This window comes from Lysinibacillus odysseyi 34hs-1 = NBRC 100172, assembly GCF_001591965.1.
GTDB classification, from domain to species: Bacteria; Bacillota; Bacilli; order Bacillales_A; family Planococcaceae; genus Lysinibacillus_B; species Lysinibacillus_B odysseyi.
The window spans coordinates 217030-227916 of record NZ_BCVX01000009.1 but is presented as its reverse complement, the minus strand read 5'-3'; the positions used below and the strand labels follow the sequence as shown (position 1 = coordinate 227916).

The window sequence follows — 10887 nt, the reverse complement described above, 5'->3', positions numbered from 1 at the left end:
TTTAGTATATCATAGATGAGCATAGTTTCAACTTTTTTCACATATGTTGTAATTCTGTCAGCTTTTCAAGGTGATGGAGAAAGTTAATTACCTCACCATTCATCCCCTGTGCCTTACCGAACATTGCCCCCACATATTCAATATAACTTAGGGCCACATCTTCGTCACTATAATCCAGCCATTCGAAAGGATAAGTAGCAATGGCATGCTTTGCGATTAAATGCTGGACAAGTTCAAGCGTTGATGGCTCCTGTTCCAGTTCCTTCATTACCATTCCCGCTACCGCTTGAAAATGCGGAAGTTTTGTCGGCAGTTCGAGCCGTGCGGGATTAACCGAGAGAGCCCGATCAAATTTTTTAATTTCAATTTCCATCGAAACCTCCTGTTCAACTAATAGAAGCAGTATAAGGCTTTTGACGAATGGGTGTGTCTGTTCATGTTCAATGATTTCCTTAAGAGAGAACGCGATCGGCCGTATATTAGTCATCATTAGTTCATGGACAATAATGAGCTGCTCTTCAGCCTTTTTTTCTAGGAATCCTTCAATCGAAAATTCATTTCCGATTGATTCCTGTATCATCTCTTCATCCTCTTGCGCCCGCTTATTTTCTGCAATATCAGCATTTAAGTTTTTCAGACGTGTAAATTTTTCTATTTGATCCTCAGGAATGACTTCCTCTTCCATCAACGATTCAATGATTTTTTCCACTTGTGTAAACTGGCGAAGCTGCATACAGATTGTTAAGTAGAGCTCCATAGCCTCAAAATACATAGAGGGTCCGATCTCAAGCAGTCGTTCACAAATTTCTTTTGCCTTTTCAAATTCACGTGCTTCATATAGAGAATATGCATAGACGCTCAGTGTAACTTCGTCTCCTGCTGTATATTGCAACGCTTCATTAAATTTTTCATTTGCCCGATCATATTGATAATTCTCTGCATAAGCATGTGCCTGATCCAATAACTTTTCTACAGTTCCCGGAAAAACGACAACATTTTCAAACATGGACAGTTTTTTTTTATTTTTCTTCAAAAGCTTTCACTCCGATCCATCTATCATTTCCATTTTACAGTCGAATGCTTTTGTGAACAATCCCGATTACAATAGACGTTTCTTATTTTGTTATGTTTCCCATCCACCAATGCTTCTTACCTAACGAACCGATATTTTTGTGCTATACTATATGCTACGAAATCAGAAGGAGCATGAGTATGAATTACGGATTTATCGGCCTTGGAAATATGGCAACCGCCATCATTAAAGGCATGGCAGCAAGTAAAAAATTTGATACAAATCATTTATACGGCATGAACCGTTCTTATGAAAAAACAGACGAATTAGTGCAGCAATATGGTATTCAGGGCTGTACAACAATTGAGGAATTGATGAAAAAGGTAGATGTAGTCGTACTGGCTGTAAAACCCCAGGTATTGTCATCAATTCTGCCAACTGTAAAAGCATTTTTACGTAAAAACCAAATTGTCATTTCTATAGCAGCAGGAAAAAGCTTAGCCTATTTACAAGAACAGCTGGATGGACACCCCTCGATTTTCCGTGTTATGCCAAACATCAATGCAATTATCGGCGCTTCCACAAGCTGTTATTCGACGCCCGCCTCCACTTCAAACGCTCATAAGCAGCTGATCGAAGAAATGTTTGAGACCATTGGTACAATCGTTGAGCTGCCGGAAAACTTATTTTCCATTTTCACCACAATCGGATGTGCTTCTCCGGCCTTCACATACCTCTATATCGATTCACTTGCCCGTGCGGCCGTACGTGAAGGCATGCCAAAGGAGATGGCCCTTGAAATTGCAGCGAGTTCTGTATTAGGCAGTGCCAAAATGATATTGGAATCTAAAGAACATCCAATGGCACTAGTAGACCAAGTTTGCTCCCCTGGCGGAACGACAATCCAAGGAGTCACTTCACTGCAGGCGAATCGTTTTGAAGGTGTTATTCATGATGCAGTAATGGCTGTAACGAGAAAAGACCACAGCCTTCAATGATGAAAGGGCGCCTGTCCTAATAAGGACGGCGCCCGTATATTCTTTCGATAGAAGGAATATTCTCTTGGATTGTACCAAATCCAGAAATCTTATATATCGTTCCCCTTTTTCAAAACATGTAAACATCTTTTTTAACCATTTTCTGATAAAAGGTTGGAGTTTCTACCTATTTTAATAAATAAACCGGCCTGTACCAGGCCGGTTTATTTATTCGTATAATGTATCATCTATAAAACCAATGTTTTTCTTAAATTTTTCCCTCGATAAAATCCCCGCATAAAGTGCCAGTAATATACCCATACATAAAAGAGAGCCCAGCTCAAAATAGCCAAGAGCATTTTGCTGTGCAAATACAGCAAGATGCCTTTCCATTTCTCCGGCTGTTCCAATCTGTGGCAATGCATTCATGCAGAAATAAGTAAAAACTTGGACTGTCGAGATAGCAATCAAAAACCCGAATGTGGACAATTTAACGATATATTTCCCTTCTGCAATGACGCGGTAAAGGAAATTAACGGCTAGTCCAATCACAATAAAATGAGCCAATAAACTTGTCAACTGTAACGGTAAATATAATGGACTTACTAATTCAGCAAACCCTTGCAGCGATTGCTTCGGAATGATAGCCCCGGTGCTTACGCTGACTAAAATAAAAAATACGATAAAAATTGTGTAGCTTAAGGGATTTAGCATGCGACTTAAAATAAATCCTAACATAAACACTCTACTTGACATCTCCATCACCTTCTTTTTGGATTTTAGGTTGGATACGAAGCGTACTTGTGGTGTTACGTTACAGCGTGTTACATTGTCTCATACATCTACATACCCGATTAATGGAAAATAAATATTTTACTTACCATATTTACTATCCACCTGTAGCAACGGGAGTTTGGGCTGGAAGAGGCGGAAAAACATATCATGTTCCGGTTGTTGATGAATTACACACCATTCGGCCAATTCCCTGCCTTTATATTTCATTTTATTATTCACGATCTCCTCTTAAAAATACATTCGTTTTATTCACAAAAAAACCATTGATAGCAAGGACCGTATTCTGTATAATCAATCTTGTTTTAATACTGATACACTAGGGAGCGTGACAACAAATTGGGTAAAGCATTGATTATTGGAGCTGGCGGTGTTGCCAGCGTAGTCGTACACAAATGTGTGCAAAACTCAGAAGTATTCGAAGAGATTATGATCGCGAGTCGGACAAAATCAAAATGTGATGCTTTAAAAGAAAAATTAGACGGCGGTAAAACGATCATCCATACAGCACAGGTGGATGCAGACAATACGGAAGAGCTAATTGAATTAATCAATGGATTTAAACCAGATGTGGTAATCAACGTAGCTTTACCATATCAAGATTTAACGATTATGGACGCATGTTTAGCGACAAAGACGCATTATGTAGATACAGCAAACTACGAGCCTCTTGATACAGCTAAATTTGAATATAAATGGCAATGGGCCTACAAAGAGAAATTTGAAGAAGCAGGGATTACTGCCCTTCTAGGCTCTGGTTTTGACCCTGGTGTAACAGGCGTATTCACTGCGCATGCACAAAAACACCACTTTGACGAAATCCATTACATTGATATCGTTGATGCAAACGGCGGCGACCACGGCCTGCCATTCGCAACAAACTTCAACCCGGAAATCAACATTCGCGAAATTACAGCAAATGGCCGTTTCTGGAAAGAAGGCGAATGGGTGGAAACAGCTCCACTTGAGCACAAAATGGTATATAACTTACCGGAAATCGGCGAGAAAGACTGCTACCTTCTTTACCATGAAGAATTAGAATCTTTAGCAAAAAACATTAAAGGCCTTAAACAAATCCGTTTCTGGATGACATTTGGCGAAAAGTATTTAACACATTTACGTGTTTTAGAAAATGTTGGCATGACTTCGATCGAGCCAATCGAATTCCAAGGGCAGATGATCCAGCCAATCCAGTTCTTAAAGGCTGTTTTACCGGATCCGGCAACGCTTGGCCCGCTAACAAAAGGTAAAACTAACATCGGCTGTGTAATCCGCGGAATCAAAGATGGCAAAGAAAAAACGTACTACGTGTATAACGTATGTGATCACCAAGAGTGCTATCGTGAAGTAGGTTCACAAGCAATTTCTTACACTACAGGTGTACCAGCCATGATTGGTGCAATGCTTGTTATGAACGGCGAATGGCAAAAACCTGGTGTATGGAATGTAGAAGACTTTAATCCAGATCCATTTATGGACGCATTAAATAAATGGGGTCTTCCATGGCAAGAAACTGAAAACCCTCAATTAATCGATTTAGACTTTACAACAAAAGAGGCTAAATAAGATGAAGCAGATCGATTGGAAACAAGCGCCCTCACCCAGCTTCGTCGTGGATGAGCGCCTATTAAAACGCAACTTAGAATTACTGAAATCTGTCCAGGACCGCACTGGATGCGATATTTTACTTGCACTGAAAGGTTTTTCCATGTGGTCAACATTCCCGATGGCGCGCGATTACTTGAAGGGGATTACTTCTTCCTCTTTGTTTGAAGCACGCCTTGGCTATGAAGAATTTGGAAAAGAAGTGCATGCTTACGCACCGGCATATGCAGATCATGAAATCGATGAATACCTGAAGTATGTCGATCATATCGTTTTCAATTCATTCGATCAACTCGCTCGTCATAAGGAAAAGGTACAAGCGCTTGATAAGCATGTATCAATTGGCTTGCGTGTAAATCCTGGATATTCTGAGGTAGAGACACCCCTTTATGATCCATGCTATACAAACTCACGTCTTGGCATTCCGTTTGAGTCCTTCAAACCGGAAGAACTTGATGGCGTAGAGGGTATACATTTCCATGCAATGTGCGAACAAAACGCTGACGTGCTGGAACGTATTTTAGTTCATTTTGAAGAAAAATACGGCGAGTATCTGCACCAAATGAAATGGATCAATTTCGGCGGTGGTCATCACATTACACGTGAAGATTATGATGTAGAGCTGTTGATCAAATTAATCAACCGTATTCAGGAAACATATGACGTAAAAGTCATCTTGGAGCCTGGAGAAGCAATCGCCTTAAATACCGGCTATTTAGTGGCGACTGTACTGGATACAATTAAAAACGGTATGGATCTAGCTATTCTGGATACTTCAGCTACTTGTCATATGCCAGATACACTTGAAATGCCGTACCGTCCGATGATTATTGGCTCTGGTATGCCAAATGAGAAGAAGTATACGTATCGTCTTGGCGGCATGACGTGTCTAGCTGGGGACGTCATCGGTGATTACTCATTCGATGAACCATTAAAGGCCGGCGATCGTTTAGTATTTACTGACATGGCGCATTATACAATGGTAAAAACGCATATGTTTAATGGTGTAAACCTGCCAAGCATCTGCTTATACAATGAAGAAGAAGGCGTGAAGGTCGTCCGTACTTTCGGCTATGAAGATTACCGGAACCGTTTATCATAAAGAGAAATAACGGTCAAACAAAAACAGCACCGTACAGGGATTTCCCTCCTCGGTGCTGTTTTTGCTTTATAAATAAATGGTTAGGTAGACAGTAACTTCTTCTTCCCCCTTGACAACCATCTTTTTTTCGTTTCAATGTATTCTCCTATTTATTATCCAATACTTTTTTACTGTGTCGTTTATATTCCTAAAGGCAGCAAAAAGAGACATACTGAATGACTTCAATCATGTCTCTTTAGTTATCCCTGATTGTTTCTGTGAATTCTTTACGTGCTGCGCTTAGCTTTTCAATATATACCTCTATTGAGGAAATCGAATTTTCGTCCAGGGGTACCTGCCCTTCTTTTTCGACTTTTTTCCATTCTTTTACGTTTTGTTTATATGCATAATTCGATAAACGGTAAATATCTATGTTTTCGTCCAGCGCCTTCTTATATGTTGCGCGTATTCTTTTCTCTACTTCTTTTTTTATTGATTCCTTTACCTCCACACTTGATATTTCGGCATGGAAATCACTCGCAATGGCATCCAGTTTTACTGTAATATCAAATGTAAAGGCGCCCTTTTCGTATTTTGGTTTTACATCTACATTAATATTTGCCAACGTAACGGTCACCGGTTTTTCTTTTAATAAATAGGTCAATTGTGTCCGCATCGCTTCATTTGTCATAAACAAGGCTCCACGGATCTCTTCTCCCGTTAGAATTCCTTTTAATTCTGTGCGAGAAAGTAACGCCAGACCTTTATACTCCACTTTTTCCTTCTTCCCCTTTTCCGATTCCCATTCTTTATTTAAGCTAATATAGGGAATGCTTATAATATGGTTCGGCTCATTTAATCCGAGAATAAATTGCCGGAAATTTACCGGGGCAATATATGATTCCTGGTCAAATGAATTGAGGGGACTAGCAAGTGAAGAAATGATAATCGACTTATTCAGAACCGGTGTTACGGTCATAATATCAGATATTTTATCACTTGTGCCATACACCCAAATCCTGTACCTTGTTTCCCGGTAACGGTTAAAGGCGTTAACTACTGTATTAGCCCTTCCATCCTCTAAAGCTGATTTTGATAATACAACAAAGGATAGATGGCCCCAAAATAGCCGCATATCTAAGGAATGATACAAATCAAAGAATGCCTCATACATCGTTTCTCCTGTACCTCTTCCTACCTCTGCCTGTACTGCCTCAGGCTGCGGCTGCTCACTTTTCGCTACATTGGTAAAATCAATGATTTGTACATAGACTTCAAACTTTCCATCTACATAATCTACACCAACTCCATGGGCATAGTACATCCTTTCAGGCTCAGTTGTATCCCAGCACCCCGTCAACATTAGAGCAGAAAGTAAAATCAGCAGCCATTTCTTTATCATTTTTTCTCTCTTCTCGTATCATCTTTCGGTTTTAGCATTTTAGGTCGCTTTTCATACCCATCCCCTTTTAGTCTCAACATTGTTTTTAAAATTGAACTGAAGCTCATATCCGCCGCCACGTTCAGATATGGTACACCAAATACTTTCAGATGGCTTAAATAGGCAATCGTAAAATAAATACAGGCAAAAAAACCAAATAAGCCTACAAAGGAAGTCAAGATCACAAAGAGTATGCGAAGGAGCGTCACAGAACCAACAAGCGATTGATTGACGAGTGTAAAGCCGGCAATAGTGGAAATAGCAATGACGACAACCATCGCCGGGCTTGTGATACCGGCACGAATAGCGGCATCCCCAATAATCAGCCCTCCTACCACACTAATCGTCCCCCCGATGACAGTCGGCAGCCGCATCCCAGCCTCTCTGAACAGCTCGAAGAAAAATATCATAATGAGCATTTCAAGCGCGGATGGCAGGGGCAAACCGGTATTTGCCTGTACTACAGTTGCGAGCAGCTGAACAGGAATCTGATCTTGATGAAAGGTCGTTAGCGCCAGCCAAAATGATGGCAGCAATAACGCCAGTAAAAGACCTATAATGCGTAATATCCGTTGAAATGAACTATAAACAACCGGATATTCATTATCTTCCGCCGATTTCAGCAGCAGGAAGAAATTCGTCGGAAATAAGGTTGCATAAGCAGTTCCATCAACTAATAGAGCAAAACGCCCTCTTACTAAGGCCTGAGTGACAAAATCCGGACGTCCGGTATATTCCGTTCTCGGAAATAGAAAAAAGTCTTTGCTCACATCTTCAAGCAGTACTTCTCCTGATAAAATAATATCTCCTTTTGCTTTTCCGAGCTTCATCTTAACCTCTTTCAATATTTCCTTATCAACTATATCTTCGAAATAGAGAAGAGCTACATCGGTTTTTGACCTTTTCCCCAGCTCCATTTTTTCCACAATGAGTGAATTCGTTGGCAGCCGTTTTCTAATAAGGGCAATATTAATGGAGATATCTTCGATAAAATTATCCCTTGGCCCCTTCACAGCCGCCTCAAGATTTGTATCTTCCGGCTTCCGGTTTGGCTTTTTGGCAATATCCGCTACGAGCAGCATGCGATAATTTATAAAGTAGAGCAAGCATTGGCCGGTAAATAACAGCCGCTCACAGTCCTCTACCTTTTTTATTTCCTTAAGCTGAGGTAGCGCTAAAGAGGCTTCTAATTCTCTTTGGGCCTTCTCTATGTCTTCAGCTGATCGATGCTCAGCTGTTCTGTCCTCCAAGGCTTTTTTCACTTCCGGCAGTATCAGCTCGTACAGGAGAGCCTCATCAACCATTCCTTCACACGTAATAATACAGACCGTTTCCTGCTGAAATGTGAATTGTTGAAATTTTACATCACCATTTTGTTGAAAGGTCTGCTCCAGCTTATTTAATGTGATCGCCTCTGTCCGCATGATGTAACTCCTCCTGCCTCTGCCCTTTTTTCCTCCAGACAAGCAAAGCAATAACAATTCCAAGCACTACTAATAAGCAGCAGCTAAAAATTAAAAAAAGATAATTATTCAGAAATAAATATACTTGCTGATCCACGAGCATCAATGAAAGACAGATGATAGCAAACGGAGGTGCTACATAAGTCCACACTTTTTTCGACTGCTGCTCGATCGATAATATTTCTGTAACTAAAAATAAGTAAAATCCAATCCTTACAAATGCCCCTGTCATCCATTGGTAGATGGAAAGGAAATCGAGATGGTTAATGTATTCGCCAATCGCTACCAATGCCCATTCCTCATATGCCGGATAGCGCTGCTTTGAAGCCTCATCAGGGCCAAATTCCACGATTGCCCCAATCAGCGGCCCCATTGTAAGCCCCAGCAGCAGCAATAGCATTAACGCAAAATGCTTAAACTTTATCCTGTTCTTGACATGATGTTGAATAAAAATTAAAAATCCCAGCTCTAGAAAACCTGACATTGGAAAAACCGTAGCAAGCAGAACAGGTTCCATCCCCTTTTCTAGTATAGGGAGCAACAACGTATAGTCTTTCACTCTCAAATTTGCAATTGCGACAAAAAAGCCAAGAATAATCACGACGAATAGTACGAGAACGTTCGCAATCATAATTGCCTGCAATCCATAAATGGCCAACATCATACAAAGAATAAAATAAAGAACAAACAATACCAGCATCGGAGTAAAAGGTAAAAAGGTAGTATTAACCCATTGGAGCATTTCAATCATTGTGAAAGCTCCGAACAGGAAAAACTCTATTACTACAATAAATTTTATAATCCTGGCAATCGTCTTTCCGTTTTTTTCTTCAATTATTTTGATAAGTGGTTGTCCATCTGTACTTTTCGCAATAAAAGCAAGAAGAAACAGCCACGGAAGGACAATGACCGCTCCAAGCAATACACTTAACCAGCCATCCCTGTGTCCCACCTCTAAAATAGGGGGAAGAATGGTCACATGATTTTTCAATCCAATAACTGTCATACATAATAAAATGACATGGAGAACGCTTATTTTCACTGATTTTCCCATTTTTCTACCTGTATAGTTTTCACCTTAGTATGAACAGGAAAATGCAAAAGTATGCGATATCTGGAAAAGCTTCAGAATGTTCCCCCTCCTAAAGCAGCATTTATTCAGCCGCCCCCGAAAGCTGTGAATCCCTCACAATCCATTGTGCAGCATGATATAGATCTGGAAATACAGCATCTGCAAGAGGATCACTTTTACCTAAAAACACACCCTTTGTTCCTGCTCTTTTTCCTGCCTGGATATCTGTGTCAGTATCGCCTACCATATAACAATGTGCTAGGTCGATATTATATTTTTCCGCTAAACCCTCAATTAACTTGCTGCCGGGCTTTCGGCATTCACAACCTGCTTTTGGCTTGTGTGCACAGTAAACCACCTCATGGATGACAGCACCCTTCTTCTTTAGCTCGGCAATCATATAGTCATGAATCTTCACCAGCTGTTTTTCTGTCATGAATTCAAGTCCGACTCCCCCTTGATTTGTGACAACAAATATATAATCAAAGTGCTCATTCAGGTTTTTAATAGCTTCCGGCACTCCGGGTAAAAAATATAAATCTTTTGGCTTGTTCACAAATTTCACCCGCTTTGTCAGCACTTCGTTAATGACTCCATCCCGGTCAAGAAATACCGCTTTCTTCATTTCTAACACTTCCTTTTACTATAATGAATACTCGTTTTGAAGTATCGCTCGCCTCCAGATACTTTTTTTACCCTCTTCTCTATTGAAAGCCTTGATGTATGATAGACCTCGGTTCTTAGCAATGACTACAAAATGAGTAAACAGCTGCTATTTTCATTCAGCCTCATTACTATCTATTGTCCAAAAGAGACCACATGTCTATTCACAAAACAAAAAATTCATGGAAAAAGTATATTTCTGCTTTTTCTGCAAACGATACAAGAAGGAAAGTGAAAGATAAATTCATAAAAGGAGTGCTATTATGGGAATATTAGGAAGAAATCAAAAAGCAGAACCGCTGAATTACGGAGAGGTTTTTACTATCTGGACAAATATCGGAACAAATCATGGCCTCATAGCGGCTTATCAGACTTTCTATAACCATACAGGCGATGCAGATTTACGCAAGCTCATTGAGGAAGCTATCACAATGATGGAAGAGGAAAATAAGCAGCTGATCCCGGTTTTAAAAACAAATGGAATAGGGCTTCCGCCAGCTCCTCCCGAACGCCCTATTGCTCAGTTGGAACACATTCCTGCGGGAGCGCGGTTCAATGATCCGGAAATTAGCGCTGCGCTTTCTATGGATACTGTAAAAGGATTAATGGCCTGCAGTACAGCAATGGGGCTTTGCACACGCGAGGATATTGCCATGATGTACGGACAGTTCCACTACTCCAAAGCTCAGCTAGGAGCAAAATTATTACGTCTGAATAAAAGCAAAGGCTGGCTTGTTCCTCCTCCGCTTCATACACAGATGAATCTTCAATAACAGATGGA

The 10887-nt window shown here is 40.4% G+C and carries 10 protein-coding genes; 4 read left to right on the top strand and 6 right to left on the bottom strand.

What is annotated here, in order from left to right:
• Positions 1-37: 37 nt before the first annotated feature.
• Entirely contained in the window at positions 38-1033 is a 996-nt protein-coding gene (locus tag BOD01S_RS15865; protein ID WP_036156533.1) for a tetratricopeptide repeat protein, read from the bottom strand.
• A gap of 179 nt (positions 1034-1212) precedes the next feature.
• Between BOD01S_RS15865 and proC the strand changes: the two genes are divergently transcribed.
• Positions 1213-2010 (top strand): pyrroline-5-carboxylate reductase, encoded by a 798-nt coding sequence (gene proC, locus BOD01S_RS15860; RefSeq protein WP_036156531.1) that lies wholly within the window; start codon positions 1213-1215, stop codon positions 2008-2010.
• 207 nt (positions 2011-2217) lie between these two features.
• Here the strand turns inward: proC and BOD01S_RS15855 are convergent, their stop codons facing one another.
• Positions 2218-2727: a hypothetical protein gene (locus BOD01S_RS15855; RefSeq protein WP_156117047.1), complete on the bottom strand. Its 510-nt coding sequence runs from the start codon at positions 2725-2727 to the stop codon at positions 2218-2220.
• 393 nt (positions 2728-3120) lie between these two features.
• Between BOD01S_RS15855 and BOD01S_RS15850 the strand changes: the two genes are divergently transcribed.
• On the top strand, positions 3121-4347 hold the full coding sequence (locus BOD01S_RS15850) for a saccharopine dehydrogenase family protein (RefSeq protein ID WP_036156527.1): 1227 nt from the start codon (positions 3121-3123) through the stop codon (positions 4345-4347).
• Position 4348: 1 nt separating this feature from the next.
• Entirely contained in the window at positions 4349-5488 is a 1140-nt protein-coding gene (gene nspC / locus BOD01S_RS15845; protein WP_036156525.1) for a carboxynorspermidine decarboxylase, read from the top strand.
• A gap of 235 nt (positions 5489-5723) precedes the next feature.
• Here the strand turns inward: nspC and BOD01S_RS15840 are convergent, their stop codons facing one another.
• From BOD01S_RS15840 to BOD01S_RS15825, 4 genes are all read right to left on the bottom strand, one after another.
• Positions 5724-6869 carry a Ger(x)C family spore germination protein gene (locus tag BOD01S_RS15840; protein WP_036156523.1) on the bottom strand — a complete coding sequence of 382 codons (1146 nt, stop codon included), beginning with the start codon at positions 6867-6869 and terminating at the stop codon, positions 5724-5726.
• A complete protein-coding gene (locus BOD01S_RS15835) occupies positions 6866-8332 on the bottom strand; it encodes a spore germination protein (protein ID WP_036156522.1) in 1467 nt (488 codons plus the stop codon). Before BOD01S_RS15835 ends, BOD01S_RS15840 begins: the two co-directional genes overlap by 4 nt.
• Positions 8304-9413: a GerAB/ArcD/ProY family transporter gene (locus BOD01S_RS15830; RefSeq protein WP_218016442.1), complete on the bottom strand. Its 1110-nt coding sequence runs from the start codon at positions 9411-9413 to the stop codon at positions 8304-8306. The genes BOD01S_RS15835 and BOD01S_RS15830 overlap by 29 nt, the downstream gene beginning before the upstream one ends.
• A 112-nt stretch (positions 9414-9525) precedes the next feature.
• Positions 9526-10068 (bottom strand): D-glycero-alpha-D-manno-heptose-1,7-bisphosphate 7-phosphatase, encoded by a 543-nt coding sequence (locus BOD01S_RS15825; protein WP_036156518.1) that lies wholly within the window; start codon positions 10066-10068, stop codon positions 9526-9528.
• A 301-nt stretch (positions 10069-10369) separates the two neighbouring features.
• Here BOD01S_RS15825 and BOD01S_RS15820 point away from each other — a divergent pair, with 301 nt between their 5' ends.
• Entirely contained in the window at positions 10370-10879 is a 510-nt protein-coding gene (locus BOD01S_RS15820; RefSeq protein ID WP_036156516.1) for a DUF3231 family protein, read from the top strand.
• The last annotated feature ends 8 nt before the right edge of the window (positions 10880-10887 follow it).

Coding starts and splice junctions, on each gene's coding strand:
- nspC (WP_036156525.1), top strand. CDS start 4,349: ATGAAGCAGATCGATTGGAAACAAGCGCCCTCACCCAGCTTCGTCGTG.
- proC (WP_036156531.1), top strand. CDS start 1,213: ATGAATTACGGATTTATCGGCCTTGGAAATATGGCAACCGCCATCATT.
- BOD01S_RS15835 (WP_036156522.1), bottom strand. CDS start 8,332: ATGCGGACAGAGGCGATCACATTAAATAAGCTGGAGCAGACCTTTCAA.
- BOD01S_RS15840 (WP_036156523.1), bottom strand. CDS start 6,869: ATGATAAAGAAATGGCTGCTGATTTTACTTTCTGCTCTAATGTTGACG.
- BOD01S_RS15820 (WP_036156516.1), top strand. CDS start 10,370: ATGGGAATATTAGGAAGAAATCAAAAAGCAGAACCGCTGAATTACGGA.
- BOD01S_RS15825 (WP_036156518.1), bottom strand. CDS start 10,068: ATGAAGAAAGCGGTATTTCTTGACCGGGATGGAGTCATTAACGAAGTG.
- BOD01S_RS15855 (WP_156117047.1), bottom strand. CDS start 2,727: ATGTTAGGATTTATTTTAAGTCGCATGCTAAATCCCTTAAGCTACACA.